Below are 26,808 nucleotides of genomic sequence, written 5' to 3'. Positions count from 1 at the left end.
CTTCGTTACTTTTTTATTTTTGGAATTAATTTTTTACCGGCTGAAAATGCTGGAAGGAAGTCATGTATGTCACATAAATCAAAGCCGGCGCTATGGCGTCGTCTAAAAATGAGTTATGTCGCTATGATAGCGGCGTGTATTTTATTAGCGGTTAGCGCACTACCTAATCTTTACCCTAACAAATCTTGGTTGCACATTAGCTTGCCAGATCAAACTGTGACGCTGCAAAGTGTGACAACTTCACTAAATCAACATGGTTTTGAAGTGTCTGAAGCTAATGATAGCCAAGCACAACTGGCTATTTTATTAGCTGAGCCTACTCAAAGTGCCAATGCACTGAGTTTTATAAAAACTCAATACCCACAGCTGGAAGCTAAAATTGTTGAGCATGCGACAAGCCCACAATGGCTTCAGCAGCTTGGTCTTTCACCGATTAAGTTAGGACTTGACTTAAATGGTGGGGTGCTATTTGTGCTTGATGTTGACCTAGATAAAGCAATGCAAGAGCACTTAAACAGTGTGTATCAACAAACTAAATTGACGCTTCGAAAAGACAAAATTCGTGGTATTAGAGCCAGTGAAGTAAAAGAAGGGGTTGAGCTGCAAATTTTACCAAGCGGTGAAGGGCAACTCCCAGGACTCATCTCAACCTTACAAGGTCAATTCAAAGGCCTGATGCAAACTAAATCAACGAGTAATAACCTAACCACAGTATTACTGCATTTTAATGAGCAAAGCCAAAGCGAATTCAATAAACAAGTCATGGCACAAAGCTTAACAACCCTGCGTGGACGTATTGAAGAGCTTGGCATCACAGAAGCGGTGACGCAAAGGCAAGGTAAACAACGAATTCGAATTGAGTTACCAGGGGTACAAGATCCATCAGAAGCTAAACGCATTATTGGTGCAACAGCGACCCTAGATTTTTATCAGGTCGTCGAAGTGGGTGGTAAAGCGTTTAATGTGCAAGGTGGTGGTGTTGTTAATTTAAATCCTGTGGCGATTTTTTCAGGTGATCACATCAATAATGCCAGTGTTGGTAAAGATGAATGGGGCAAGCCTTTAGTCCAGCTTAGCTTAGATTCGCAAGGTGGCGATGCAATGTCTGCTTTTTCAAAGCACAATATAGGTAAGCCAATGGCCACGGTGTATTCTGAATACTCCCGGAATGCAAATGGCGAAGTTGTGAAAAAAAGCGAAGTGATCAATGTGGCAAACATTGCACAGCATTTAAGTTCTCGTTTTAGTATTACGAATATGAAAAGCCCACAAGCAGCTTACGATTTAGCGCTTTTACTTCGTGCAGGGTCGCTCACAGCGCCAGTGACAATAGTTCAAGAACAAACCATAGGTCCAAGCTTAGGTAGTGAAAACATTGAACACGGATTAGCTGCTTTAATGCTTGGTATCGGTATTACCCTTGCATTTATGGCGCTTTGGTATCGTCGTTTAGGCCTGATTGCCAACATTGCGTTGTTACTTAATTTAACCGCTTTAGTCGGCTTAATGTCGTTATTACCTGGCGTGGTGTTGACATTACCGGGCATCGCAGGGCTTGTATTAACAATAGGCATGGCAGTTGATACTAATGTAATTATCTTTGAGCGAATAAAAGAGGAAAAACGTAAAGGTCGACCTACCTATCAAGCAATAGAGCAAGGCTATAACCAAGCATTTACGACCATTTTTGATGCCAATGTGACCACCATGATCACAGCTATCATTCTATACGCCATTGGTTATGGGCCTGTGAAAGGTTTTGCAATTACATTAGCGCTCGGACTATTAACCAGCGTATTCACCGGTGTTTACATTTCAAAAGCGCTTAGCCAAACACTCTACATTAAACTGACAAATTTATCGGGGGCTAAAGCATGAGTTGGTCAACATTAACTGCAGCGAGTAAATCGCGCGTTTTAGGGTTATTGCTAAGCTGTGTTTTAGTCATCGCGAGCTTAGGTGTTTTATCTGTCAAAGGGCTAAACTTTGGCCTTGATTTTACAGGTGGCTACATCACTGAGATAAACACAACGTCAGTAACAACTATTGCTGATTTAAAGGCAAAGTTAAGTCCTGAAATTGCAAACAAATTAACCATAACTAAAGCGGGTGAATACCACTTTGTTTTAAGAGAAGCGCCAGAGCTTAGTGAAGCCAGCAATTGGCAATCAGAGCTGAATGAGCAAGGTGTAGAATTTACCGTGCTTTCAAGTTCTTTTTTAGGTTCACAAGTCGGTGATGAGCTTTTTGAGCAAGGCTGTTTAGCATTATTTGCAGCACTGATTGCCATTATGGTTTATTTAGCTGTACGTTTTGAATGGCGACTCGCGGTAGGCTCAGTGGTTGCACTGTTACATGATTTAATCTTAGTGCTTGGCTTGTTTTCCTTGTTAGGGCTTGAGTTTAATTTAACCGTGCTGGCGAGTTTACTGGCTATTATTGGCTATTCATTAAATGACTCAATTATTGTTGGCGACAGAGTTAGAGAGCTTTTACGTATTCAGCCAGACAATCAACGCATTAATACCCATGTTGTGATTAATGATGCAATTGGCTCTACGTTAACGCGTACATTGATCACCTCAGGCACAACACTTGCGACCATTGCTTGTATTTGGCTGCTTGCTGGCGCTGCATTAACGGGTTTTGCTATCGCGTTATTTGCAGGCATTGTGGTGGGCACCTTCTCATCGATTTGTATCGCCGCCACCTTACCGCAATTATTAGGGTTAAGTTCAGAAAATTACACCCAAACACTGGATGATAAAACCAAAGCCTATATGGATATGCCATAAGTCAGTTTTATAACTTACTTTCATCAGCCGCTATTTTTCCATAGAATAGCGGCTTTTCTGTTTTAACTGCTTTGATATGAATAAAACACACGTAATTGAACATTTACGCTTTGCGCTAGAGGCACAACTGCAAAACGCCAAAGCAGCGGCTAAAGCGGCTCATGATGCAGCAACCCACGAAGAAAGTGTTGCTGAAACTCAATACGATACCTTGGGTTTAGAAGCCGCTTATTTAGCGCAAGGGCAAGCTGAACGAGTTAATGAGTGCTACCGTGACATACAAGCATTCAATACAGTGTTTAAAGAAAGCGAATTTAATAAGGTTCGTGAAGGTGCATTAGTGTGTCTTGTCGATGAACAAGATAACTCAAAGTGGTTTTTTATGGGCCCAAGTGCAGGTGGCTTAGTAGTCACCGTAAAAGAACAGCCTATATATGTTGTAACCCGTGAAGCGCCGTTAGGTAAACAGCTGATTGGCAAGCAAATTGATGACGAAGTAACACTGACAATTGCAGGTAACGCACAGTTTTATAGCATTACAGAAATAGTCTGATCAAGAAAATTTATTAATCAGTAAATTTCATCTTCAAGTAAAAAATAACTCGTTGGTCACAAAGTAAAAAAACCTCTATAAATCACATCAAGCTTAATGCTTATAAGCACCCATCTAGTTAAGTGAAGTTTAGCCTCATGCGTTCACTTAATCGGCTGGGTGTTTTCATTTTTTTCATAAGACTTAATTTAGGAAAAGTCGTGTTTAAAACCTTGATTGTGGTTGATAACAATGAGCAACGTATTGCTCAAAATTTCGAAAATGTCATTACCTTTGACACCTACTTACGTGATTACCCAAAACATAATGAGCCAAAAACGCGTATTTTAAACTTGTGTGATACAGGGCAGTATTTAAGTAAAGGCTATTATTGCTCTTTGCTTGCTGAAGCAAGAAAGCATCAGGTATTACCGAGTGTAAAAACAATTAATGCACTACGTAGCGATGAGCATAGCACGCGTCATAAAGAGCTTGCTGGTTGTACTGTATTTTTTGGTCACACAGATCAAGAGCAGCAAAGCAAAGCAACTAAAGCATTATTCTCGCAATATCCTGCGCCTATTTTGGTGTGTGATGAACAAGGTGTTGTGAAGCAAGGTGCGATTGCATCATTAGATGACACGGGCTTTACAGAGTTTGTAAAGCAACTCAGTAGCTTTACGATGTCAGTATGGCGCATTCACGATAAAAAACGTCGTTACCGTTGGGATATGGCCATATTGGTTGATCACCAAGAAAAAGTGCCGCCAAGTGATAAAGATGCCATTGCTAAATTTATTAAAGCAGCCGCTAAACATGGTATTTATGCTCAAGCACTTACATTTGATGAAATTACCAATATTGCACAATTTGATGCGTTGTTTATTCGTCAAACAACGGCCATCGACCATCCAACCTATCGTTTAGCGAGTAAAGCACAAAGCTTAGGGTTAGTGGTGATTGATGATGCAGAGTCGATACTGCGCTGCTGTAATAAAGTGTATTTGCACGATGCTTTTAATTATCAAAAAGTGCCGAGTTTAAAAACTCACGTTGTGGCTGATACAAGTGAAGAGACAATTGAAAGTTTAGAAGCAAACTTCAGCTACCCACTGGTATTAAAAATGCCAGAAGGCTCTTTCTCAAAAGGCGTTTTTAAAGTTGCTAATCGTGATGAATTAGTTGCTAAATTAACAGAGCTGTTTGAGTTCAGTGCACTTGTGCTTGCACAAGAGTACATGTACACCGAATACGACTGGCGTGTTGGGGTGTTAAATGGCCGTGCAATTTATGCGTGTCGTTATTTAATGGCGCGTAATCACTGGCAAATTTATAACCATGATGCAAAACGTTTCTTTTCTGGTGGCTTTGAAACCTTGCCAACATTTGAATTACCTAAAGTTGTACTCGATGCGGCGTTAAAAGCCTGCAAAACGGTAGGTAAAGGTTTGTATGGTGTTGACGTTAAAGAACATCAAGGTAAAGCATACGTGTTAGAAGTGAATGACAACCCTAGTATCGACCATAAAGTCGAAGATGCCTATTTAGGTGACGAGCTTTATATGATCATTATGGATGAGTTTAAACAACGCTTAGAAGCACGAGGCCGTGGTTAATGAACGCCTCTGTTTGTCAAATCCGTTTTGCTCAGGCAACGGATTTGGCGGCCCTTGTTGCCATTGAAGAACAAAGCTTTAGTCAAGATAGATTAAGTAGTCGTAGTTTAAAACGTTGGATCAGCGCAACGCATGGCTTACTGATGGTGGCCGAGATCGAGAACCAACTAGTTGGTTATGGTTTGGTTTGGTGTCACAAGGGGACGCGTCTTGCTCGGCTATATTCACTGGCGGTTTTGCAATCTCAGCAAGGCAAAGGCATTGCTTCAAAGTTACTGCTTGCACTTGAAAACGAAACAGCTAAACGCGGCCGTTTATATATGCGTCTAGAAGTTGCGGTAAACAACCTATCGGCAATTTGCTTATATGAAAAACTGGGTTACCAGGTGTTTGGTCATTACAGTGATTATTATGATGACCATAGTGATGCCCATCGAATGCAAAAAAACATTCGACGTAATATCGAGTTTAATGCCGATAAACACACGCCTTGGTACCAGCAAACAACCGAGTTTACCTGTGGTCCTGCGGCGTTATTAATGGCAATGTCATCATTGAATGATACCGCAATGAGCCAACTGAAAGAGCTGGATATATGGCGTGAAGCTACCACTATTTTTATGACATCAGGGCATGGCGGTTGTCACCCTCTAGGGTTAGCACTTGCGGCAATGAAACGAGGTTTTAAAGCTGATGTAGTTTTAAATACTCGTGAAACTTTGTTTATTGACGGGGTAAGAAGCGAAAAGAAAAAAGCCATCTTGCATACGGTTCATAATCAATTTGTGGCAGAAGCGATAGCTGCAAAGCTGCCAGTACGCTATCAAGAGTTAACCTTGGTTGCTATTGAGGATTGGCTTGCGGAGGGTAAAGCGGTGGTGTTATTGATCAGTACCTATCGATTTGATGGTAAAAAGTCACCGCATTGGGTGTGTGTAACGCATATTGATGAGCATTGCTTGTACGTGCATGACCCGTTTTGTGAAAACGAAAAACAATTGGCGATTGATTGTCAGCATGTCCCAATAGCCAAAGCCGATTTTAACAAAATGGCTAGTTTTGGTTCATCAAGACTCAGCACTGCGATGGCCTTTTATTTATAATTTTAATTGTTAGTTTGATTTGGAAGTACAGTGACTCTGAGTAGTTTATTTGATATTGCCCCTTATTCTTGGTCAGCAATTGGTAGCGCCGCATTTTGCGGCGCAATTATTGGTATGGAGCGTCAATTACGAGGTAAGCCTGTTGGTATTCGTACCTCCGCATTGATTGTGTTAGGTACTTATTTATTTCTTGCTACAGCATTTATGTTACATGGCGATGTGATAGACCATTCACGTGTTGTAGGCCAAATTATTACCGGTATCGGCTTTTTAGGTGCGGGTGTGATGCTTGCAAAAGATGGTGCGGTTGTTGGAGTAACTTCCGCAGCAACTATCTGGGTATTAGCCTCTATAGGTGTTGTGATTGCCACTGATAACTTGTTAGCTGCAATTAAACTTTCAGTATTAGTGGTCGTTATTTTATATGGCGTAGATGTACTTGAAGCTAAATTTAAGAGCTTAGGTCGCGGTGTGCATGTTCGTGTAAAACGCTATTCAAAGTTGTATTATCGAAAAGAAAAGTGAAGTTAGATAATAGAAGTTAGATTAGAGTGATTCATGGAGCCTTGTTACACAATAAAGCCGTCCTGTTTAGAAGATTTGTTACTTGTTGATAGTCAAATTCCTGAGTTTGATGGCCGAAATAGCCTCAGTAAATTACAAGCACGGTGTGCAGATGTTGAGCATCTAGCTTTAGTTGCTTATATCGAAAATGAGCCTGTGGCCTACAAACTGGGTTATGAGCTAGATTCAAACACCTTTTATAGCTGGCTTGGTGCAGTTGCGCCAAAATGTAGAGGGCAGGGCATAGCTCAATCATTATTAAACGCGCAAGAAGCTTGGGTTAAGACCAATAATTACCGAGTTATAATGGTTAAGTCTATGAACCGTTTTCCTGCAATGCTGAATATGCTTATCAAAAATGGTTATGCAATAGTGGGTTATGAGGACAGAGGTAGCCCACAGACTAGCAAGATTTTATTCTCCAAAGTCTTTGATTAGCGTACTAAATTCTAGACTACTCATGCTAGGTTTGATTCCATTTTTAAACGTTTGACCATGAATATTGGCCATCTCGCCTGTTGTTAAAACAAGAATACTTCCGTCACTGAGCTCAAACGGAGTATTGACAGTAGCTAAGCCACACGTTTTCTCGCCAACAAGTGTTACATTATTAAGAGAAGATAGCCCAATTGCCAATGCTTCAGCTGAACTAGCGACGCTAGAATCAATCAAAACATAAATCCCAATAGGCTGATGTTTTAAATCATAAGTATCTGGTTGAAAATTGATTTTTTGTAGCGTGCTTTCATGGGCTATTCCATCTTTAAATCCAAATCTAGTAATGCTTCCAGATGACAAATGGAATTCACCTAATGTTTGTGTAGCGTCGAAAAAAGGGGAAAGTGCTTGCAACATCGGCCACATATTGCCGCCGCTATTTTTTCTTAAATCAATAATCCAGTATCGAGAATTTTCGTTGTCTTGAGATCTTATATTATTGATTGAATTACGAACATATTGAGATTTTTCTTCCGTTGTGTCGCACCAATACTGGAAACTTTTAGATAAGCAAGTTTACCTTTTTGAAAACTCAGCTTAATTTTACTGTTATTAACACAGCGTTTTTTGGCGCTGAAAAAAATTATATTTGAATCTTTATCCTTGAGATAAGTATGAGGTTCATTGAGTGATTTAAGAAGTGTTGCAACGTTTGGAGTTTTATAGCCAAGATAGGCTGATTTGTCTGAATAATCATTTTTACGGATAAAGTGCTTGTTAATTAATTGCTTTACTTCATCATAATTTGGCTCTGCTTTAACAAAAGAAGAAATTAGAGTAAATAACATCAATGTAAAAAAGTATGATTTCTTCATTAAAACTTACTTCGGCAAACTAATTAAAAAGTGAGCGCCGTTGTTACTTTCTTGAACACAGATTTCACCTTGTAGTTGTTGAGTAACTATTTTCTTCGCAATGCTGAGGCCAAGCCCAATACCTGATTGGTTGTTTTTCCCTTTATAAAATGGGGTGAAAATGGAGTTTTGTTCACTTATGCTGATACCGGTGCCATTATCGGAGTAGTGAATTTTTAATACCTCATCAAAATCATAAATATCAATTTCTATAGCTGGGTTTTCGATGTTGTTGAACGCATGCTCAATTGAGTTTTGCTGCAAAATAAAAAGTACTTGTTTTAGCAAGTCTATTTCAACTTCGAATTGGCTATGAGGGTTTTGATAATTAATATCTAATTTGATACCACGATGTTTTATTTGCTCTTCTAAATGCTTATACAATGACTCCGAAAGCTGAGTTAACGTCATGATTGTTTTACTTGATTGTGATTTTGTATAGAGCAAATCCTGTAAAATTCTTATCTTATAGGCGCAAGTAGTTAAATTGCGACTTACTAGTTCATGAGTGTCGAACAAAGTGTTTAGTGTATTTTGCAGTGTTTGCTGACTCAAGCATTTCTGTGTAAGCCTATTTTGAGTTTCTGTCACTGTTTGTTGAGTGAAATCAACGGCTGTTATGCAGTTACCTAAAGGAGTATTGACCTCATGGGCAATGCCACGAATTAAAGTGGCAAGTTCAGTAAATTGGTTTTGTTCAAGCGATTGTTTCTGTTGGTAAAGTAATTTTAGTTGGGTCTCAAAGCTTTGTTTTATTGTTTCAAGTAGTTTTATCACTGGCTCGTTGTATTCATGGGGCTTACTATCAAGGATACATATTGTACCAAATGGCGTTGTATCGCCAGCAGAAATGGGCAAACCTAAGTAGGAAACCATATTGAGCTTGATATCAGGGTTTTCTTTCCAATCATCATCAATAAGTGCATTAGGTATATTCAGCAGTTTCTGGTTTTTTACAACATGCTCGCAATAAAGGCCTGAATTTTTAAACTTTTCACTGTCGCCTATTTCGTATGGGTTTAATTGGTTTGCATTTTTAGAAAATACACTAATAATATTATTTTCGACCTTCATTACTAAAGCGACAGGCACATCGGCAAACAGTGCTAATACTTCAAGAGTTTTATTCCAACTCTCAACTAATTCATCATAATCAGGCTGATACATTATTTGAACTCAATTAAATACAAATACTACTAAGTGATAGCTTAGTAACAAATTCTAATTGAGCAACATAAATGCTCCATATCAGATTTTATTGTTCTTCAATCAGTAATTTCTTATTAATTAACCAAACAGTTTACGCCTAACTACTGTGCGATATTCACTTGGTGTTTGTGAAAGCACTTTCTTAAATACCCTTGTTAAATGACCTTGGTCGTTATATCCGACTTCTAGTGCTACCTCTTGAATAGATAAATTTGATGAGGCTAATAACTCTTTTGCCGTTTGAACACGCAGCTGTTGCCAATATTCAACGGGTGTTTGGCTGGTGGCTTGACGAAAGCGGCGTGTAAAGGTGCGGTAGCTTAAACTAAATTGCGCCGCAATTTCTTGCAGGGTCAGTTCGGAGGTTAAATTGTTTTTCAGCCAAAATTGAATTTGTGCAATAAGTTCATCAGGGTGCTTATCAACCGCACCTTCTAGATAACGTTGATCTTCATAGGGCTTACGAATCTCATGAGAGAAATTACGTTCAACATGTTGCGCTGCTGCTCGACCATAATATTGGCTAATAATATGGACTATAACGTCTGCAAGGGCATTTAAACTGGCAACTGTATACATACGCTCAGATTGAGTAATAAAAAAGTCAGGTTTAAGCTGCACTTTAGGGTAGTCACGTTTAAATTGCTCTGCGTAATGCCAGTGGGTGGTAGCAGGGTGACCATCAAGTAATCCAGCCTCAGCAACTAAACAGTTGCCAGTACCTACACCAATGATATGACTGCCTTGCCGCCAAGAATCGCCAAGCCAGTCAACCAAGCTTTGCTGTTTGCTTACTACAGGTCGCGGGTTGCGCCAAATACCAGGGACAATAATTAACTCACTAGCTGGCGCTGAAGCAGTTTCGCAATCGGGCATTATTGCTAGCCCCGTGCGGTTGGGGATCGCTTTTATGCTAGTTGCTACTAAGTTGATGTTGAGAGGTTTAAATTCGTTATGCTGATGATGGCTTTTGGCAAAGGCCTCGCCGGCTCTAAGCATTTCTATAGGTAAGGTTAAACTAGTTATTAGTAAGTGTGGATAAACCAAAATACTAATTTCTATGGCTTTTTGATGTTGAAGTTTCGTCACTGAAATTGCTCCGACCAGTTGTTTTTGGCCTTTTATGCAGGTTATTTGGCTATTTAAGCATAAAGTGTATTAGTTAATCCATTTAAACTTGGTTTAATTCTCATAACACGTTTTCTCAAGGTTTTTTATGACAGCATTACCCGTTATTGTTGGTATGGGTGGTATTAATGCCGCTGGCCGCACTTCTTTTCATCAAGGTTATCGTCGTATCGTGTTAGACAGCTTGGACGCTAAAGCCCGTCAGGAGACATTTTTAGGCTTAGCGACTTTAATGAACTTAGTCACCCTTACTGAAGGTGTACTTAAAGATGCTCAAGGCAATACAGTTGCTGAAAAAGATATCGAAGCTAAGTTCGGTGAACAAATTTTAGCTGGCACACTTATTCGTAAAATTGAAAAAAATCACTTCGATGTTGATGCGACTCCGTGGCAGCAAAAAATGACGTTAACAGCGTCAGATGAACAACAAATAGTTTTTGAAACGCGTCGCCGTGATTTACCAACCCCTGTACCTAGTAGCTGGCACATTGAGGAGTTGAGCGATAAAAAAGTAAAAGTAACTATTAGTGCTGATCTTGCTATTAAACATGACAGTACCCGCGATAATCCAATTAAAGCGGCGGGTCAACTACCGACAGGTTTCGAACCTTCAGCTATGTATAACAGCCGCTACCAGCCTAGAGGTCTGCAAGCAACTATCTTTGCTGCAACTGATGCAATTCGTTCGACTGGTCTGCCGTGGCAGCAGGTAATGAACAGTGTTGAGCCTGATCAAATTGGTACTTACTCAGCCTCTGTTGCTGGCCAAGTTGATGGTGAAGGTTTTGGTGGTTTGATTCGTGCGCGTCAACAAGGTGATCGCGTTAGTACAAAACAGCTTGCACTTGGCTTAAACACCATGTCGACCGACTTTATCAATGCTTATGTAACAGGTAACGTGGGTACGACCTTTACCACATCAGGCGCGTGTGCCACGTTTTTATATAACCTACGTGCTGCTGTAAACGATATTCAAGCAGGTCGCACGCGAGTAGCGATTGTGGCATCAGTAGAGTGTGCTATTACGCCAGAAATTGTTGAAGGCTTTGGTAATATGAGCGCACTTGCAAATGAAGAGGGCCTAAAGCGCCTTGATAATTCAGAAGTCGTTGATCATCGCCGTACAAGCCGTCCATTTGGTGAAAACTGTGGCTTTACAATTGGTGAAGGTGCACAGGTTGCTATCTTAATGGATGATGCATTGGCATTAGAGTTAGGTGCTGATGTGTTAGGTAGCGTTGCGGATGTGTTCGTAAATGCTGATGGAATTAAAAAATCAATCACAGCACCGGGCCCTGGTAACTATATTACAATGGCAAAATCTGTTGCACTAGCTAGTGGTATTGTTGGTCAAGAAGCGGTACAAAAACGTAGCTTTATATTGGCTCACGGCTCAAGCACGCCTCAAAACCGCGTAACAGAATCATTAATTTACCATAAGGTAGCACAGACATTTGCTATTGATAATTGGAAGATTGCAGCTCCTAAAGCGTATGTTGGGCATACTATTGCTCCAGCCAGTGGTGATCAATTAGCCATGGCATTAGGCGTGTTTAGTCATAACATTATGCCAGGGATTACTACAATCGATAAAGTGGCTGATGACGTTTATAGCGAGCATTTAGATATTCGCACAGAACATTATCAATGTGATGCAATGGACATTGCATTTATAAATTCAAAAGGGTTTGGTGGTAACAACGCAACGGCGACTGTTTTATCTCCAGCAATTACATTGCAAATGCTAGCAAAGCGTCATGGTGATGTGGTTATGGCGGAATATCAGGATCGTCATACTCAAGTAGCTCAAGCTCAAGCTGATTACCAACAACAGGCTGATTTAGGTCATTATGAGCTTATTTATCGCTTTGGTGACGGCTTAATTGATGAAAATGACATCAAAATTTGCCAAGACTCAATGACAATCCCAGGTTTTGATAAAAAGGTTTTATTATCAAAATCAAACCCTTATGCGGACATGTTTTAAGATCAAGACTTGTTTAAGCACATTCTTGACAGCAAGGCGCTTTTAAAGCGCCTTTTTTAGTGCTATAAATGTTCCTATCAAAGGGAATTGGAGCAATTACTCATGATTAAATTTACTAAACTCGCTGTACTTTGTTCACTTATCGCATTACCAACACAGGCTTTAGCAAGAGACGTCAATGATTTAGGTGTTGATGTTCAAGCAGCAACTTCCGCCTATATCGTAAAAAATACAAATCCGCGTTATCCAGGTAGTTATAATGGCTCTCGTTTAGAGGGCTGGGCTTTAATGTCTTATGTAGTGGACAAACAAGGTAAAGCTAAAGATATCGAAGTGATTATGGCATCTGATACTCGTGGTAGTGAAGAAAACGCAGAGAAATATTTAACGAACTTAGAATTTGCACCCGCGACTAAAAAAGGTGAAACAGTTGAAGGTGGTTATCTGTTTTCTTTTGAAGTAGGTAAGTATTTTAATGGCTACTCAAATGATAAGGCTAGCCGTGGTTTTATCAATGAGTACGATGAAATCAATAAAATGCTGCAAGCAAAGGAATTTAAAAAAGCTGAGCAAGCACTAGCCAAGCTATATAAAGATCACACTAAAAACACCTCTGAACAGGCGTTATTTGCATGGCTAAAAAGCCAATTTTTTTACCATCAACAACAATGGTTTGGCTTTGATGAGCAGCTGTCTATTGCCTATTTACTACGAAATAAGTTGCCAACAGATATACAGTATTTAGTCGCTAAAAGCGCTTTACAATGGTACAGCTTTAAGGGTGACTTCAATCTTGCTTACAACGCCATTGATGCGTTAGATAATATTGAAGGAAAAGAGTTTTCAGAAGAAAACAAACTTGCCACAATTAAGCAAATTGATGACTTATTAGCTCGTACTCCGCAGATCAATTCACAAATTAATGTCTCAAAGGATAAGCTTTCATATTTGTCGTTATCTCGTGGTTCTATCAAGATAGAGGGCGCACGTGATGTATCTAAATTACAGATCCGTTGTGCTGATCAAGTAATAGACCTTGAAGCAAATGATTCAGTGAGTTATGTGCTTGATGAACAAAGCCGACGCTGCGGTTTATTAGTTAAATCTACAAATTCTGCTGAGATTAAAGTAAAACAAACTGGTTATGCTATTGTTAATTCAAAATATGACGCCAGTTAATTGTTTACTTTAAACGCTTAACATATCTTAGCGTTACGAAGTTAATTAATGCCATTAGAAAGGCGATTTCGTAACGACTAAATGCCACAGCAATGCCAATAAGTCCCATGTTCCAAATACTGGCTGCTGTGGCTGTTCCATAAGTAGAGTTTTTGTTCTTCAAAATGGCGCCACCGCCAATAAAACCAATACCCGTGATAATCCCTTCGAGTACTTTTGACTCAGCCTCTGAGCTAGTTAAAACAGACATTCCAACTAATGCATAGCCACAAGATGCAACAGCAACTAATGGAAAAGTTCGAAGACCTGCGCCATTACTTGTTTTTTCTCGATCAAATGCCATGGGTAGGGCAAGTAAGTATGCAATCCCCAGGTGCATTAGGTTATCGAGGATCTCGTGCCAATCAAGATTAAAGTCCATAATCAATTCCTTTTTGTTAATAGCCGAGTGTTGCAATTTCAATACCCGATCAGCAAATTAATTAAAATGAGGAAACTAGGGACATGTAGCCGGGTTTTTAAAAGTAGAGCTTGATATAATTTGCGATTTTTACGCACTACTGTGTCATTTTTTCAGTCTTTTGGCTGTTTGAAATTTCAGCATACAGACAGTATGCTAAACACGCTAAATAAATAGGCTTCAGTTTGAAACATACAACCTCATCTCTTGAAAAAACGGCTCTCGCATTGTGTATGTTAGGTGCGCTCATTGCTGTAATTTTGCCTAGTTTTATCACTGAACAAGTACAGCCTTTTGTACAAACGGTTTTAGATTGGATTGGGAGTAGTTTTTTCTTAATGGTGAATTTTTTATTGTTCGCCATCATAATTTTAGCTATTAGTCCATTAGGCAGCCGTAAAGTAGGTGGGCAAGATGCTGTTGTTGAGTATTCTAACTTTGGCTGGTTTGCTATGTTATTTGCTGCGGGAATGGGCTCTGGCCTAGTTTTTTGGGGAGTTGCGGAGCCTGCTTTACATTCGCTTGACCCGCCCCTTAAACAAAGCTTATATCCAGATAGGTTAGCCAGTAGCTTGGCGCTAACATTAGTTAATTGGGGGGCTCATGCTTGGGCACTTTATGCGGTATTTGCTTTAGTGCTTGGTGGGTTAACTCAATACAGTGGTAAGTCTGGTGATATTTGTTCGCCTGTTCTTACTGCAGTAGGTAACAGGTTTGATAAATCAACAAAATTTACAGTCTCTTTTATTGTAAAATTAATTGCTGTTCTCGCGATATTTTTTGGTGTAGTTGGCACTATAGCAAATTCAACTCTGTTGATAAGTAAAGGGGTTGAGATAGAGTTGGGAGTTACTTCTACTTTATTAGTTGGCTCATTAATCGTTTGTTTATTAACAGTTATATATTCGCTATCAGTAAAGTTTGGTTTACGTCGCGGCGTACAATCACTAAGCATTTTCAATGTGATTTTGGCATTCAGTTTGTTGGTCTGGTTATTAACAGTGGTGCCGATTGAGCCAATTATAAAAATTGCTCTAGATGGAACTGGCTATTATTTACAGCTGCTAGTAACTGGAACTTGGCAATTTGATAGCCAATTAAAAGCGCCGGATTGGGCCACTCATTGGACATATAACTATTACTTTTGGTGGTTAGCCTGGGGTCCATTTGTTGGTGTTTTTTTAGCCAAAATAAGTCAGGGGCGTAAGGTTTGGCAATTTATTTTTGCGGTTGTGTGTATTCCTACTTTAGTGACTATTATTTGGTTTGCGACCTTTTCTGGGGCAGCAATTGAATGGGATAGACTCAATCAAGCGGGTATTTTAGTAGCGATAAAACAAGATTACAGCCAAGGATTATTTGTATTTTTTAATCAATTAGGTTGGCAAGGAACCGTGTTTATTTGGGCTAGTTTGTTATTACTATTGATATTTGTTGCAACATCAGCTGACTCTGCAATTTTAGTCATAAGGGAACTTGTAGGAGCTGATCCTAGCAATCGAGTGACCCTTTACACTTGGTGTTTGGCATTATTCTTATGCAGCTTGGCTCTTTTACTTTTACAAGATGAGCCATTAAATCGAAGCGTTGCAATTTTAGGCGCTTTACCTTTCTTATTAATATTCCTATTGCAGTTAGTTGGGTTTCTAAAAGAGTTTATTCGCGATATTTGTGATTAATTTACAGTTTTTTACAGTTAAATTATGTATTTTTCATTATGCTTATAAAATAAGCTTAAGTGTATTGGAGGACCGATGCTTAAATTTTTGTATGTGATGCTACCTTTTAGTTTACTTAGTGGCTGTACAGCAGTTGGTCTAGTTGCAGATGGTATTGGCGGGGCCTCTAGCCAAGCACAGCCTGCAAGCGCCTATGCAGATAAAAAAGATAATGACCGAGTTAACTATGGCATGACCATGACAATGCTAGGTTACGAAATCGACAAGGCGATTATTGAAGGTCTAGAGAATGGTAGCAAAGGTAAAGATGTTGAGCTTAAATGTCGTCAAATAAGTCGCGCAGTAAATGAATGTGTTGAGGTTCAAGCTGAGCCGAAAAAAAGACCTACATTAATGGATAGTTTTAATAATGAAGATTAACTTCTCAAAACTTGTTATTTGCTTTGTTAGCTACCAATTAGTGGGGTGTACAGTGGCGGGGTCAATAGTAGATGGCTATGCAAAAAACTCACAACCAACAAACCTTGCAACCACAAATGCAAATCAAACTAACAGCACAGTAACGGACTCTGAGGGCTTTTCATTTGCAAAGTTAGGCTTTGAAATTGATAGCGCTGTAATAGGTTTACTCGAACCAAAAGAGGAACAACCAAAGTTAGTTTGCAGGCAAATCACACGAAGTATTAAAGAGTGTGAGGAAGCTAAGCCCTCACACTAAAAATTAGATATTAATCACAGATACTTTTGATGAAACATAAGGTGTTCGTCAATAAAGCTACTGATAAAGAAGTAACTATGATCATAACCTGCGTGCATGTTAATTTCGGCTGGATAATCTTTCTCATTCACGACAGCAAATATGTTCTCTGTTTTGAGTTGCTCAGTTAAGAAGTTATCGGCCTCACCTTGATCAATGCGAATCGGTAAATAATCATCAGCGACGGCTTTTTTCATTAACTCACAACTGTCGTATTCAAGCCAACTTGCTTTATCATTACCTAGGTAATTGCTAAACGCTTTTTCACCCCAAGGGCAATTAATCGGGTTAACAATCGGGCTAAAAGCACTGGCGCTGACGTATTGTTTCGGGTTTTTGAGTGCAATCATCAATGCGCCGTGACCACCCATAGAATGACCGGCAATGGCTTTTTTAGTCGTCACAGGGAAGTGTGCTTCAATAAGTGCCGGTAATTCAGACACAACATAGTCGTACATGTTGTAATGGACATTGTAAGGTGCTTGAGTAGCATTTACATAAAAGCCTGCACCTTGACCAAAATCGTAGTTTTCATCGTCAGGAACATTATCACCACGCGGGCTAGTATCTGGAGCGACAATCGCAATACCCAGTTCAGCCGCTTTTTTAAATGCCCCGGCTTTTTGCATAAAGTTTTCATCGGTACAGGTTAAACCTGACAACCAGTACATCACTGGCACTTTATTCGTTTCGCTGGCACCGGGTGGTAAAAATATCGCAAAGCGCATAGCACAATGTGTACTGGTAGCTTGGTGGGTATATTGTTTGTGCCAGCCACCGCTGACTTTTGTTGAGCTTATGTTTTCTAGCATAACCAAATCCTTGAAACAAAGGCGCTAGGCATTAACCTAACGCCAAATTAAAAGATTAATAATGAATAACTGAGCGGATGCTCTTACCTTCGTGCATTAAGTCGAAAGCTTCATTGATATCTTCAAGTTTCATGGTGTGTGTGATGAAATCATTTAACGCAAACTCACCATTCATATAGCGCTCAACAATCTCTGGTAGTTCAGAGCGACCTTTAACACCACCAAACGCACTACCGCGCCATACTCGACCTGTTACCAGTTGGAATGGGCGTGTCGAGATCTCTTGGCCTGCACCTGCAACACCAATAATCACTGATTCACCCCAACCTTTGTGGCAACACTCAAGGGCAGAGCGCATTACATTAACGTTACCGATACATTCAAATGAGAAATCAACACCACCGTCAGTCATTTCAACGATGACTTCTTGAATTGGTTTGTCGTAGTCATTTGGATTGATTAAATCAGTTGCGCCTAATTTAGTAGCAAGATCAAACTTACTTGTGTTGATATCAACACCAATAATACGGCCTGCGCCAGCCATTTTCGCACCGATAATCGCCGATAAACCAATACCGCCTAGACCAAAAATAGCAACAGTATCGCCTTTTTGAACTTTTGCAGTTTTAGTTACAGCGCCCATACCAGTTGTTACACCACAACCAAGTAAACAAATTTCTTCAAGTGGGGCTTCTTTGCTTACTTTAGCTAGTGAAATCTCAGGTAATACAGTGTACTCAGAGAAAGTAGAGCAACCCATGTAGTGATAAATTGGTTGACCGTCTTTATAGAAACGCGTCGTGCCATCTGGCATTAAACCTTTGCCTTGCGTTTCACGTACCGCAGAGCATAAATTTGTTTTACCAGATTTACACATCTTACACTCGCCACATTCAGCAGTATAAAGAGGAATAACATGATCGCCTACTTCAACATGTGTGACGCCTTCGCCTACAGCTTCAACAATACCGCCGCCTTCATGGCCAAGGATTGCTGGGAAAATACCTTCAGGATCTTCACCAGATAAAGTAAATGCATCTGTGTGACAAACACCTGTAGCAACAATCTTTACAAGCACTTCGCCTTTTTTAGGCATCATTACATCCACTTCTTCAATTGATAGTGGTTGATTTGGACCCCAAGCGATAGCCGCTTTTGATTTAATAAAATCAGTCATAACGTTCCCTTATAGTTGTTGGAAGTAAGTATTAAACCTAGTCTATTTTATTTATTTCTCAATGAATGATAATCTTCGTTTTATTAAAACACTTTTACAGTATGGTAATAATGAATCGTTGGCACGGAATTGATGAATTTTTAGCGGTAGCAGAAACGGGCAGTTTTACCAAAGCAAGTAAACTTCTGGGTATGTCGGTGGCCCATGTAAGCCGTTATGTGAGTCAATTAGAAGAGCGATTAAACACACAATTGCTAACCCGTACGACCCGTAAAGTGGTGCTAACGCAAGAGGGGCAGGTGTTTGCGCATCAAACAAAGCAATTACAGCATGCCATGGATGATGCCACGGCACTGCTTGCAGAGCAGCAACTGACACCAAAAGGCAGTATAAAGCTAACAGCACCAGTGATGTACGGTGAAAGTTTTATCATGCCTGCAGTACATTCGTTTATGCAAAAACACCCAGATATTGAAGTGATCAGCCATTTAAGTAATGAACAAGTCAATCTATTAGAAGATGGGTATGACCTAGCAATTCGGCTCGGTCATTTAAAGGATTCATCCTTGAAAGCACGGCGTATTAGTCAGCGCAGGCTTGTTATTTGCTGTAGCCCTGAATATATAAATAAATTTGGCCAACCACATAGTGTTAGTGAATTACATCAGCATAATTGCCTGATTGGAAATAACAGTTACTGGCGGGTAAAAGAGCAAGGCCAAGATAAGCATATAAAAGTGGCTGGGCGGTTAGCATGTAACAGCGGTTGGGCATTGGTTGACGCTGCTATGAAAGGGTTGGGTATCGTGCAACTACCGGATTATTATGTTAATGAACACCTAGCCAGTGGCAAGTTGACCGCTGTACTTTCAAATGTTGCACCCGCACCTGAAGGTGTATGGGGTGTTTATCCACCTAGGCAGTTTATAGCAACCAATGTAAAAGCATTACTAGACCATTTGGTTGCTACTGTTCAAGTATCAGATTTATAATTATTTTTTACAATTTCACGCATCCCATGCTAGCTAAATCTGTGCTAACATGAGCGCATATTTAGCCCTTGGAATATCCATAACTTATTATGTTTCAACCTGTTAGCCTTTTTATAGGGCTGAGATATAGTCGCTCCTCAAAGGGTAATGCCTTTATCTCATTTATTTCATTTTTCTCTATTGCGGGCATTGCTATTGGCTTAATGGCCTTGTTTACAGTCAGTTCAGTAATGAATGGCTTTGAAAATAACCTGAAAACCAACATGCTTGGATTAATTCCCCATATCGAAGTATCTGCTGATGATAACTCGAAAGAAACCATGCTGCAGTTAAAGCAGCAACTAGAAAACTCTCAAGATATTAAACAAGTTAACCTTTATCGTCATGGTGAAGCTATTTTACAAACTAACCAAGATTTGCACGGCGTATTGTTACAAGGGCTCTATGATGAAGGAAGCTCCCTCTATAACGTAAAGGATAAAATTGTTGCCGGTAATTGGTCACAAGTAATGGATAGCAACTACCATATTGCTATTAGCCGCTATTTGAGCCGAAAATTAGGCATTTCGCTCGGGGATAAAGTACGGGTGATTATGCCTAATGCGAGTTCATATACCCCCCTAGGTCGAGTACCTAGCCAGCGCTTGTTTACCGTTGGCGCTCTTTATGAAACGCAATCAGAAATCGATATGTCATTGGCATTTACTAGTGGTTATTCGTTAGGCCGGGTTTTAAAGCTGGCAAAATCAGCGGCACCAAACTTAAGTGTTTCGCTTTATGAACCATTTGCTGTTGAGCAAGTTTTGCAATCTCAGTCAGCTATTTTAAATGATTACACAGTGGCTGATTGGCGAGCTAGCCAAGGGACACTATTTGCTGCTGTGGCGATGGAAAAGCGTATTATGTCGATGTTACTTGGCTTAATCGTGCTCGTTGCGGTGTTTAATATAGTTTCAGCATTAACCATGATGGTCAGTGAGAAGCAAAGTGAAGTAGCTATTTTACAAACACTGGGTTTAACCCCGTTACAAGTGCAGCATGTTTTTATGATCCAAGGCTTATATAACGGTCTGATCGGTACCAGCATTGGTGCGTTACTTGGTGTGCTATTAAGTAGCAACATTAATGAATTATTAAATATGTTAGGCATCAATTTATTAGCGGGTGTGAGTTTACCAGTTAAATTTGATGTTATGAGTTTGAGTCTAATTGCTGCAGGGAGTATTGCGATGAGCTTTTTAGCTACTTTGTATCCTGCCAGAAAAGCTGCAAAAGTGAATCCAGCAGAGGTATTACGTTATGAGTGATTTAGTTATCAATTGTCAGCAGCTGAACAAAGTTTATCAAGATGGCGATAACGAGGTTGCGGTATTAAAAGGGGTTGATTTAACACTTAAACAAGGCGAAATGTTAGCTGTTGTAGGTAGCTCTGGCTCAGGCAAAAGTACTTTATTGCATATATTAGGCACCTTGGATAACGAAAGTTCAGGCAAGGTTGAAATTAAAGGTCAGCAGGTTTCTAAATTAAATCGAAAACAACAAGCTAGTTTCCGGAATGAAAATTTAGGCTTTATTTATCAATTCCATCATCTATTAATGGAATTTACTGCGATTGAAAATGTTGCTATGCCACTCTTAATTAAAGGTTTAAGTGCAGTCGATGCAACGGAAAAAGCGCATAACATGCTAGATAAAGTAGGCTTGTCTCATCGCAGCGAACATAAACCATCGGCTTTATCAGGTGGTGAGAGGCAGCGGGTTGCAATCGCACGTGCATTAGTAACAGAGCCTGCTTTGGTGCTTGCCGATGAACCAACGGGTAACCTAGATAAACAAAACGCTATTAAGATTTACGACTTAATTAAAGAGTTAAATACCAGCTTAAAAACCAGTTTTGTAGTGGTAACTCATGATTTAGAGCTTGCAGATAAACTCGGCAAAATTGCTTATTTAGATGATGGTAAGCTTGCAATTAAAGAGTCTCAGCATGTTGCTTAGTGCCTTTATTTCAAAACGATTCCGCGCTCATAGCGGACAAAAAGACGGACAAAATGGCTTTGTTAGCTTTATAGCTAAAGCTTCTACGATTGGCATACTTTTAGGAGTAGCCGTCTTAATTGTTGCTCTTTCAGTTATTAATGGCTTTGAGCAGCAATTAGTGCATCGGCTTTTATCGGTTGTACCACAGGTTGAATATGTCGCGCCAAATAAACCAATCAATAACTGGCAATCAAAAATTGCGCTACTTCGCTCTCAAACCGGTGTAACAGGTGCTGCACCCTTTATTAGTGTTAATGGTATGGCGCAATATAAAAGTGAGTTAAAAGCGGTTGAAGTGCGCGGTGTTAGCCCTGAATTTGAAAATCAGGTGTCGGCATTAAACCAATTTACAGAAGGGCGCTTAGTTAGCCAGTTACAACAAGAAGATGTGCTTTTAGGACAACAAATAGTAAACCGATTAGGTCTTAAAATTGGCGATCCAGTTACCTTATTAATCCCACAGATAAACCAGCAAAGTAACACTTTACTGGCTCCAAAACGCGTGAGCTTGAATCTGGCAGGTATTATTAAAATGGGCGGTCCAATAGATGAAACCGCGGCTTTTATTCGTCTAGACAAAGCGCAAAATGTGCTGAGCTTTAATGAAAACCAAGTAACCGGCTTACGATTACAAGTGGCCGATGTGTTCGCCGCCCATCAAACAGCGATGCGTGTTGGGCAAGTTATTCCAGATTATGTTTATGTCTCTAGTTGGTTTCGAACGCAGGGGAGCTTATATCAAGATATTCAAATGGTTCGTACCATTGTGTATATCGTGGTGTTTTTAATAATTGCGGTAGCGAGTTTCAATATTGTTTCGTCTCTAGTGATGGAAGTACGTGAGAAACAGGCAAATATTGCGATTTTAAAAACCATGGGCGCACAAGATAGTACCATTTTAGCGACCTTTGTTATGCAAGGTTTTACACAAGCCTTAATAGGTGTGATTTTGGGCACGATTATCGGTGTGATGCTAGCATTAAATATTAGTGAACTGTTCACTTGGGTAAGTAACTTATTTGGTGATAACCCGTTACAAGGTGTGTATTTTATCGAGTTTTTACCAAGCAAATTAGTATGGCAAGATATCGTTATCACCGTGATTGTCACCTTTGTCCTCGCAATTTTGGCAACACTTTACCCAGCGTGGCAAGCAACCCGGGTAGACCCTGCAAAAGTACTTGGTAACTAAAGAAATTCAAGCTTGGACAAGCATTAGATTATTGATTTTTGGTTTCATGAATTTGGCCCTGAAGGTTGGTATTAACAATCTGATGAAGTTGATGCATTAATTAAGCGTTAGTTTTCATAATGTCTTTTGCAGGTTAGCTGGCGAGCATGCTGATTAGTGAATATATGCACTAGGCTATTAGCTGAAATCATCGTGTTAGCTCAGTTTTCACGCGGTATTGACCGTGAAACAGCGAAAGCGTTTAGCCAAGATCCGTAAGCACTAAGCTTAGCGCAAAGAGCTATCGAACTAGGTTTTGATATATAACTTGAAAGCTCACAAGTAGCGTTTATTTATATGCTTTTTATGCACAGTGAATCGAAAGTCATTCATCAGCAGGCTGAGCAATTGTTTAAAGGCATGAGTAATTATGAATTTGAACTAAAACACAAAGTTATTATTGATAGGTTTGGTCGTTACCCACACCGCAACACAATTTTAGGTCGAGAATCAACAATTGAAGAGCTGCAATTTTAAACTGTGCCTTACTCTTCATTCTGAGTTGGCTGAATAATACTCAAGTAAATTAAAATGCCTTTTGATTGCCCGTAAACACTTGCACAGCGCCATTTTAAACCTTAAAGTGTCAGAAATGTTGTAAAAGAGTAACCACCATGGAACAAAAACAAGCAAGACCATTAACACCAGAAGAACAAGCCGAAGCGCAAAAACAAAGTGTTATTTGGCAAAGAGAATGTTTCCAAAATGCACAAAAGCATTTAGCAGAAAAAGGGGTTATCCCGCAAACTGTTGTTGAGAAAGAAAGTCGTTTCATTGCGCCTTTAGTGGCAATTTGGAAATTTAAAGCACAAAACGGTAAAAGCTATTGGGTGATCACGGGTCGCTTACCGACTGATCACGCTGAAGCAAGCGCAGCAACTAATGCACGTGAAGTATTACGTTATTTTTCAATGCAGTGGCAATTGAAGGCTGATCAGCTAATGCAATCAGGGGCCGTAGACAAAACCAAAGTTGATTTTGCGAATTTGCTAATCAATCGTGCTCATGGCTTATATGAGTTGTTTGAAAAAGAAGAAATGTGGCAAAACGAGCCAGCATAACTGACTTTACAAACTTACTAATAAAAAAGCTGAATAATTTTATTCAGCTTTTTTATTTTACCTAAACCTTAATGTACTAAAGTGAATGGCCGCGTATCAAACTGCTTGATAGGGCAGAGCATTCGCTGCCTTGGAATACCAGCTTCCATAAACACTAAACCATCTGCTGAAAAGCCATTTTGTTTAAACCTGTCTACCTCATTCAAAATGCAATTAATACTGACACAGTCACAGCCTTGCTTTTCAGCCATACTTACTAAGTAATTCAATAATGATTTGTAAACTGAACGGTTACGGTGTTCAGGCAAAACAGCTATACGACCAATTAGGCCATCATTGCATAAACGCCCAGTAGCAACTGGGCATTTACATTCGTCTGTTACAAGGACGTGATGTGCTGTTTTATCTAAATGGTCAAACTCAATGTGTTTTGGAATATGCAATTCGCAAACAAATACCCGCTCTCGGATCTGTTGTAAAAGTTCCTTGTCGATACTCCATTCAACTTCATCTATTTGATAGCCCATAAACACACGCTCCTAACAAAACCAAATACCCTCATTTAAAAGTGTAGTAAAAGTTTTCAAGAAAATGTGATTATTTTTTGAACTATTTATATCAGCAGCTGTCAGCCAGGTTTGATCTGTGAGCTTTTTAATTAATTCAAGCTCATGTAAATCATGCATGTAATTAATGCCATTAACACTTAAAAGTATTTTATCTCCAATCACTTGATAGATTGCTCGGGTGCCACCTAAGCGCTCAAAAACAACCTCGTCATCACGTAGTAACTCAAGTAAATTATCTAATGTATAAGGTTCTTCTAAAGGCGCTAAATCCATTTCATGTTTTGGCTGACTCATATTGTTACCAAGCCAAGTCTTAAATACTGCATCATCATTTATTGCAGCAATCATCAGCTGTTTAACATTTTCAGCTTCAAATTCCTTAAGTTCGCCTTTTGAGTCACGTAATTTAAGCTCAGCATCACTGTATCGTTGATTGCCAAGTTCAGTATCTATCAAATGGTCTGCAAACTGTGATAATAAATCGCGCTGGTTTGGTGCTCGAAAGCCAACAGAGTAATTTAATGCGTTTTCAACTGCGTAACCCTCATGTGGACAACCCGGTGGAATATAAAGAATATCACCAGGCTCTAAAACACAGTCGATAACAGCAGGAAACTGCTCGACTTGCAGCAGGCTTTTATTTTGCGCAAACTGTCTTAGGTTAGCATCAGGCATACCAACCCGCCAATGGCGTTTGCCTTGGCCTTGAATAATAAACACATCGTATTGGTCTAAATGCGGGCCAACACCACCACCTGGTGTTGAGTAGCTAATCATTAAATCATCGATGCGCCAGTTAGGAATAAAGCGAAATGGCTCTAGTAATTGAGCAGCATCGCTATGCCAATGGTCAACTGCTTGCACCAGTAATGTAGCGTGCTTTTCAGTTAGCAAGCTAAAGTCTTCAAACGGACCATGGTGTGCTTGCCAATCATCTGAGTGATTGGTCACAATACGTGATTCAATGCTTTCTTCCATGGCAAGACCAGCCAATTCTTCGGGCTCAATCGGATCTGAAAAATCCTTGAAGCCTTGCTTTATAAGTAATGGTTTTTTCTGCCAATACTCAGCTAAAAATTGCTCTTGGGTTAATGAATTGATGGTTAATTGATACATAACATGACCTAAGCGAATTGATATAAAAAAAGCGAAAGGAAGGCCTTTCGCTTTTTTAAGTCTTAATTTGAATTTAAGCTAAGTTATCGATGAACTCAACCGCACGACCAATGTAATTAGCCGGAGTTAATTTTTTCATTTCTACTTTTGCTTCTTCAGGTAACTCAAGACCGTCGATGAAATCAGCCATGATTTCTTGGTTTACGCGCTTACCACGAGTAAGGTCTTTAAGTTTTTCATATGGCTTTTCGATACCATATTTACGCATAACAGTTTGGATTGGCTCTGCGAGTAATTCCCAGTTTTGATCTAGCTCTTGTAATAAACGTTCTTCATTTACTTCAAGCTTGCTTACACCTTTTAATGTCGCTTGGTAAGCGATAAGAGTGTAGCCCATACCAACACCTAGGTTACGTAACACTGTTGAGTCAGTTAAGTCACGTTGCCAGCGAGATACCGGTAGTTTTTGTGCAAGGTGAGTAAAGATAGCGTTAGCAATACCTAAGTTACCTTCAGAGTTTTCAAAATCAATCGGGTTTACTTTGTGAGGCATTGTTGAAGAACCAATTTCACCTGCGATTGTTTTTTGTTTGAAGTGGTTAAGTGCAATGTAGCCCCAAACGTCACGGTCAAAATCAAGTAATACAGTGTTGAAACGTGCAACTGCATCGAATAACTCGGCAATGTAATCGTGTGGCTCGATTTGTGTTGTGAACGGGTTGAATGTTAAACCTAGGCTCGTTACGAACTGCTCAGCGTGGCTGTGCCAATCGTAATCTGGGTATGCACTTAGGTGAGCGTTGTAGTTACCTACAGCACCGTTGATTTTACCTAACATTTCTACGTTAGCAATTTGGTCACGTTGACGCTTTAAGCGCATGTAGACGTTTGCAAACTCTTTACCCATTGTAGAAGGGGTAGCTGGTTGACCGTGGGTACGTGTCATCATCGCAACTGACTTGTACTCAACTGCTTTTTCTTTTAATGCATTTAGAAGTTGGTCACAGTATGGAAGTAATACTTTGTCACGCGCTTCAGTTAGCATTAAACCATGAGACAAGTTATTGATGTCTTCTGAAGTACATGCAAAGTGAATGAATTCGTTAACTGCGTTAAGCTCCGCGTTGTCAGCCACTTTTTCTTTAAGTAGGTATTCAACTGCTTTAACGTCATGGTTGGTTGTGCGCTCGATCTCTTTAACGCGTGCTGCGTCAGCTTCGCTAAAGTTATCAACAATGGCATTAAGTAAAGCATTAGCCTCGTCGCTAAATGCCGGTACTTCTGTGATTGCGCTAGCTGCAGACAAAGCTTGTAACCAACGAACTTCAACAGTTACACGGTATTTGATTAAACCAAATTCGCTGAAAATACTGCGTAGTTCCGTGGTCTTGCTGCCATAGCGACCATCTACCGGAGAGATAGCGGTTAACGCTGAAAGCTCCATAATGA

At 39.8% G+C, this 26,808-nt stretch carries 27 protein-coding genes and 1 pseudogene; 18 read left to right on the top strand and 10 right to left on the bottom strand.

Features of this window, described 5'->3' with window-relative positions; genetic code table 11:
* Window positions 1-66: 66 nt before the first annotated feature.
* The 7 genes from secD (at window position 67) to J8Z25_RS09455 (ending at window position 7,048) form a co-directional block, all read left to right on the top strand.
* Window positions 67-1,878 carry a protein translocase subunit SecD gene (gene secD, locus J8Z25_RS09485; protein ID WP_130051357.1) on the top strand — a complete coding sequence of 604 codons (1,812 nt, stop codon included), beginning with the start codon at window positions 67-69 and terminating at the stop codon, window positions 1,876-1,878.
* The gene (gene secF, locus J8Z25_RS09480) at window positions 1,875-2,795 is read left to right on the top strand and encodes a protein translocase subunit SecF (protein ID WP_130051358.1); all 921 of its coding nucleotides are present in this window, start codon (window positions 1,875-1,877) and stop codon (window positions 2,793-2,795) included. The genes secD and secF overlap by 4 nt, the downstream gene beginning before the upstream one ends.
* Before the next feature lie 76 nt (window positions 2,796-2,871).
* The gene (locus J8Z25_RS09475; RefSeq protein ID WP_130051359.1) at window positions 2,872-3,348 is read left to right on the top strand and encodes a GreA/GreB family elongation factor; all 477 of its coding nucleotides are present in this window, start codon (window positions 2,872-2,874) and stop codon (window positions 3,346-3,348) included.
* Between the two features lie 200 nt (window positions 3,349-3,548).
* On the top strand, window positions 3,549-4,943 hold the full coding sequence (locus J8Z25_RS09470) for a RimK family ATP-grasp domain-containing protein (RefSeq protein WP_250660954.1): 1,395 nt from the start codon (window positions 3,549-3,551) through the stop codon (window positions 4,941-4,943).
* Window positions 4,943-6,046, top strand: a complete 1,104-nt coding sequence (locus J8Z25_RS09465; RefSeq protein WP_250660953.1) for a GNAT family N-acetyltransferase/peptidase C39 family protein — start codon at window positions 4,943-4,945, stop codon at window positions 6,044-6,046. The genes J8Z25_RS09470 and J8Z25_RS09465 overlap by 1 nt, the downstream gene beginning before the upstream one ends.
* A gap of 30 nt (window positions 6,047-6,076) precedes the next feature.
* A complete protein-coding gene (locus J8Z25_RS09460) occupies window positions 6,077-6,571 on the top strand; it encodes an MgtC/SapB family protein (protein WP_130051362.1) in 495 nt (164 codons plus the stop codon).
* A 33-nt stretch (window positions 6,572-6,604) separates the two neighbouring features.
* Window positions 6,605-7,048 carry a GNAT family N-acetyltransferase gene (locus tag J8Z25_RS09455; RefSeq protein ID WP_250660952.1) on the top strand — a complete coding sequence of 148 codons (444 nt, stop codon included), beginning with the start codon at window positions 6,605-6,607 and terminating at the stop codon, window positions 7,046-7,048.
* Here the strand turns inward: J8Z25_RS09455 and J8Z25_RS09450 are convergent.
* From J8Z25_RS09450 to J8Z25_RS09435, 4 genes are all read right to left on the bottom strand, one after another.
* Complete coding sequence (locus J8Z25_RS09450) at window positions 7,025-7,543, bottom strand: S41 family peptidase (protein ID WP_250662026.1); 519 nt, start codon at window positions 7,541-7,543, stop codon at window positions 7,025-7,027. The genes J8Z25_RS09455 and J8Z25_RS09450 overlap by 24 nt on opposite strands.
* Window positions 7,540-7,923: a hypothetical protein gene (locus J8Z25_RS09445; protein WP_250660951.1), complete on the bottom strand. Its 384-nt coding sequence runs from the start codon at window positions 7,921-7,923 to the stop codon at window positions 7,540-7,542. The genes J8Z25_RS09450 and J8Z25_RS09445 overlap by 4 nt, the downstream gene beginning before the upstream one ends.
* Before the next feature lie 6 nt (window positions 7,924-7,929).
* Complete coding sequence (locus tag J8Z25_RS09440) at window positions 7,930-9,129, bottom strand: GAF domain-containing sensor histidine kinase (RefSeq protein WP_250660950.1); 1,200 nt, start codon at window positions 9,127-9,129, stop codon at window positions 7,930-7,932.
* 120 nt (window positions 9,130-9,249) lie between these two features.
* Entirely contained in the window at window positions 9,250-10,260 is a 1,011-nt protein-coding gene (locus J8Z25_RS09435) for a GlxA family transcriptional regulator (protein WP_130051366.1), read from the bottom strand.
* Between the two features lie 127 nt (window positions 10,261-10,387).
* On the opposite strand from J8Z25_RS09435, the gene J8Z25_RS09430 reads away from it, so the two are divergent.
* Window positions 10,388-12,286 carry a beta-ketoacyl synthase gene (locus J8Z25_RS09430; RefSeq protein ID WP_250660949.1) on the top strand — a complete coding sequence of 633 codons (1,899 nt, stop codon included), beginning with the start codon at window positions 10,388-10,390 and terminating at the stop codon, window positions 12,284-12,286.
* 102 nt (window positions 12,287-12,388) lie between these two features.
* Window positions 12,389-13,465 carry an energy transducer TonB gene (locus J8Z25_RS09425; protein ID WP_130051368.1) on the top strand — a complete coding sequence of 359 codons (1,077 nt, stop codon included), beginning with the start codon at window positions 12,389-12,391 and terminating at the stop codon, window positions 13,463-13,465.
* Window positions 13,466-13,469: 4 nt separating this feature from the next.
* Here the strand turns inward: J8Z25_RS09425 and J8Z25_RS09420 are convergent, their stop codons facing one another.
* The gene (locus tag J8Z25_RS09420) at window positions 13,470-13,886 is read right to left on the bottom strand and encodes an MgtC/SapB family protein (RefSeq protein ID WP_130051369.1); all 417 of its coding nucleotides are present in this window, start codon (window positions 13,884-13,886) and stop codon (window positions 13,470-13,472) included.
* Between the two features lie 224 nt (window positions 13,887-14,110).
* Here J8Z25_RS09420 and J8Z25_RS09415 point away from each other — a divergent pair, with 224 nt between their 5' ends.
* The 3 genes from J8Z25_RS09415 (at window position 14,111) to J8Z25_RS09405 (ending at window position 16,322) form a co-directional block, all read left to right on the top strand.
* Entirely contained in the window at window positions 14,111-15,604 is a 1,494-nt protein-coding gene (locus tag J8Z25_RS09415) for a BCCT family transporter (RefSeq protein ID WP_239977421.1), read from the top strand.
* Between the two features lie 75 nt (window positions 15,605-15,679).
* The gene (locus tag J8Z25_RS09410) at window positions 15,680-16,024 is read left to right on the top strand and encodes a hypothetical protein (RefSeq protein WP_130051371.1); all 345 of its coding nucleotides are present in this window, start codon (window positions 15,680-15,682) and stop codon (window positions 16,022-16,024) included.
* Between the two features lie 52 nt (window positions 16,025-16,076).
* Complete coding sequence (locus tag J8Z25_RS09405; protein WP_130051372.1) at window positions 16,077-16,322, top strand: hypothetical protein; 246 nt, start codon at window positions 16,077-16,079, stop codon at window positions 16,320-16,322.
* Window positions 16,323-16,336: 14 nt separating this feature from the next.
* On the opposite strand, the gene fghA is transcribed toward J8Z25_RS09405, so the two are convergent.
* Complete coding sequence (gene fghA, locus J8Z25_RS09400; protein ID WP_130051373.1) at window positions 16,337-17,173, bottom strand: S-formylglutathione hydrolase; 837 nt, start codon at window positions 17,171-17,173, stop codon at window positions 16,337-16,339.
* Window positions 17,174-17,228: 55 nt separating this feature from the next.
* The gene (locus J8Z25_RS09395; protein ID WP_130051374.1) at window positions 17,229-18,350 is read right to left on the bottom strand and encodes an S-(hydroxymethyl)glutathione dehydrogenase/class III alcohol dehydrogenase; all 1,122 of its coding nucleotides are present in this window, start codon (window positions 18,348-18,350) and stop codon (window positions 17,229-17,231) included.
* Window positions 18,351-18,460: 110 nt separating this feature from the next.
* On the opposite strand from J8Z25_RS09395, the gene J8Z25_RS09390 reads away from it, so the two are divergent.
* From J8Z25_RS09390 to J8Z25_RS09365, 6 genes and pseudogenes are all read left to right on the top strand, one after another.
* Window positions 18,461-19,342 carry a LysR family transcriptional regulator gene (locus tag J8Z25_RS09390; RefSeq protein ID WP_130051375.1) on the top strand — a complete coding sequence of 294 codons (882 nt, stop codon included), beginning with the start codon at window positions 18,461-18,463 and terminating at the stop codon, window positions 19,340-19,342.
* Between the two features lie 89 nt (window positions 19,343-19,431).
* On the top strand, window positions 19,432-20,649 hold the full coding sequence (locus J8Z25_RS09385) for a lipoprotein-releasing ABC transporter permease subunit (protein ID WP_130051376.1): 1,218 nt from the start codon (window positions 19,432-19,434) through the stop codon (window positions 20,647-20,649).
* Window positions 20,642-21,340 carry a lipoprotein-releasing ABC transporter ATP-binding protein LolD gene (gene lolD / locus J8Z25_RS09380; RefSeq protein WP_130051377.1) on the top strand — a complete coding sequence of 233 codons (699 nt, stop codon included), beginning with the start codon at window positions 20,642-20,644 and terminating at the stop codon, window positions 21,338-21,340. The genes J8Z25_RS09385 and lolD overlap by 8 nt, the downstream gene beginning before the upstream one ends.
* Window positions 21,330-22,574 (top strand): lipoprotein-releasing ABC transporter permease subunit, encoded by a 1,245-nt coding sequence (locus J8Z25_RS09375; RefSeq protein WP_130051378.1) that lies wholly within the window; start codon window positions 21,330-21,332, stop codon window positions 22,572-22,574. Before lolD ends, J8Z25_RS09375 begins: the two co-directional genes overlap by 11 nt.
* Window positions 22,575-22,751: 177 nt before the next feature.
* Window positions 22,752-23,090, top strand: a pseudogene (locus tag J8Z25_RS20885) (DUF924 family protein); the annotation flags it as partial.
* 137 nt (window positions 23,091-23,227) lie between these two features.
* Window positions 23,228-23,674: a DUF4826 family protein gene (locus J8Z25_RS09365; RefSeq protein ID WP_130051379.1), complete on the top strand. Its 447-nt coding sequence runs from the start codon at window positions 23,228-23,230 to the stop codon at window positions 23,672-23,674.
* A gap of 68 nt (window positions 23,675-23,742) precedes the next feature.
* Here J8Z25_RS09365 and J8Z25_RS09360 read toward each other — a convergent pair whose 3' ends face one another.
* The 3 genes from J8Z25_RS09360 to purB form a co-directional block, all read right to left on the bottom strand.
* Window positions 23,743-24,201, bottom strand: a complete 459-nt coding sequence (locus tag J8Z25_RS09360; protein WP_178927024.1) for a GNAT family N-acetyltransferase — start codon at window positions 24,199-24,201, stop codon at window positions 23,743-23,745.
* Window positions 24,202-24,213: 12 nt separating this feature from the next.
* Window positions 24,214-25,359, bottom strand: coding sequence for a cupin domain-containing protein (locus J8Z25_RS09355; RefSeq protein ID WP_250660948.1), 1,146 nt, complete (start codon window positions 25,357-25,359; stop codon window positions 24,214-24,216).
* Window positions 25,360-25,432: 73 nt separating this feature from the next.
* Window positions 25,433-26,803, bottom strand: coding sequence for an adenylosuccinate lyase (gene purB / locus J8Z25_RS09350; protein ID WP_130051382.1), 1,371 nt, complete (start codon window positions 26,801-26,803; stop codon window positions 25,433-25,435).
* Between the last annotated feature and the right edge of the window lie 5 nt (window positions 26,804-26,808).

The organism is Pseudoalteromonas sp. SCSIO 43101 (assembly GCF_023650775.1).
Taxonomy (GTDB): domain Bacteria; phylum Pseudomonadota; class Gammaproteobacteria; order Enterobacterales; family Alteromonadaceae; genus Pseudoalteromonas; species Pseudoalteromonas apostichopi.
Note: the sequence above shows the minus strand (reverse complement) of the source record. Positions and strands in the feature narration are given on the sequence as shown.

What these genes read in the sequence shown, in the direction of transcription:
- secD (WP_130051357.1), top strand. Translation starts at nt 67, where the DNA reads ATGTCACATAAATCAAAGCCGGCGCTATGGCGTCGTCTAAAAATGAGT.
- secF (WP_130051358.1), top strand. Translation starts at nt 1,875, where the DNA reads ATGAGTTGGTCAACATTAACTGCAGCGAGTAAATCGCGCGTTTTAGGG.
- J8Z25_RS09475 (WP_130051359.1), top strand. Translation starts at nt 2,872, where the DNA reads ATGAATAAAACACACGTAATTGAACATTTACGCTTTGCGCTAGAGGCA.
- J8Z25_RS09465 (WP_250660953.1), top strand. Translation starts at nt 4,943, where the DNA reads ATGAACGCCTCTGTTTGTCAAATCCGTTTTGCTCAGGCAACGGATTTG.
- J8Z25_RS09455 (WP_250660952.1), top strand. Translation starts at nt 6,605, where the DNA reads ATGGAGCCTTGTTACACAATAAAGCCGTCCTGTTTAGAAGATTTGTTA.
- J8Z25_RS09445 (WP_250660951.1), bottom strand. Translation starts at nt 7,923, where the DNA reads ATGAAGAAATCATACTTTTTTACATTGATGTTATTTACTCTAATTTCT.
- J8Z25_RS09440 (WP_250660950.1), bottom strand. Translation starts at nt 9,129, where the DNA reads ATGTATCAGCCTGATTATGATGAATTAGTTGAGAGTTGGAATAAAACT.
- J8Z25_RS09430 (WP_250660949.1), top strand. Translation starts at nt 10,388, where the DNA reads ATGACAGCATTACCCGTTATTGTTGGTATGGGTGGTATTAATGCCGCT.
- J8Z25_RS09425 (WP_130051368.1), top strand. Translation starts at nt 12,389, where the DNA reads ATGATTAAATTTACTAAACTCGCTGTACTTTGTTCACTTATCGCATTA.
- J8Z25_RS09420 (WP_130051369.1), bottom strand. Translation starts at nt 13,886, where the DNA reads ATGGACTTTAATCTTGATTGGCACGAGATCCTCGATAACCTAATGCAC.
- J8Z25_RS09410 (WP_130051371.1), top strand. Translation starts at nt 15,680, where the DNA reads ATGCTTAAATTTTTGTATGTGATGCTACCTTTTAGTTTACTTAGTGGC.
- fghA (WP_130051373.1), bottom strand. Translation starts at nt 17,173, where the DNA reads ATGCTAGAAAACATAAGCTCAACAAAAGTCAGCGGTGGCTGGCACAAA.
- J8Z25_RS09395 (WP_130051374.1), bottom strand. Translation starts at nt 18,350, where the DNA reads ATGACTGATTTTATTAAATCAAAAGCGGCTATCGCTTGGGGTCCAAAT.
- J8Z25_RS09390 (WP_130051375.1), top strand. Translation starts at nt 18,461, where the DNA reads ATGAATCGTTGGCACGGAATTGATGAATTTTTAGCGGTAGCAGAAACG.
- J8Z25_RS09385 (WP_130051376.1), top strand. Translation starts at nt 19,432, where the DNA reads ATGTTTCAACCTGTTAGCCTTTTTATAGGGCTGAGATATAGTCGCTCC.
- lolD (WP_130051377.1), top strand. Translation starts at nt 20,642, where the DNA reads ATGAGTGATTTAGTTATCAATTGTCAGCAGCTGAACAAAGTTTATCAA.
- J8Z25_RS09375 (WP_130051378.1), top strand. Translation starts at nt 21,330, where the DNA reads ATGTTGCTTAGTGCCTTTATTTCAAAACGATTCCGCGCTCATAGCGGA.
- J8Z25_RS09365 (WP_130051379.1), top strand. Translation starts at nt 23,228, where the DNA reads ATGGAACAAAAACAAGCAAGACCATTAACACCAGAAGAACAAGCCGAA.
- J8Z25_RS09360 (WP_178927024.1), bottom strand. Translation starts at nt 24,201, where the DNA reads ATGGGCTATCAAATAGATGAAGTTGAATGGAGTATCGACAAGGAACTT.
- J8Z25_RS09355 (WP_250660948.1), bottom strand. Translation starts at nt 25,359, where the DNA reads ATGTATCAATTAACCATCAATTCATTAACCCAAGAGCAATTTTTAGCT.
- purB (WP_130051382.1), bottom strand. Translation starts at nt 26,803, where the DNA reads ATGGAGCTTTCAGCGTTAACCGCTATCTCTCCGGTAGATGGTCGCTAT.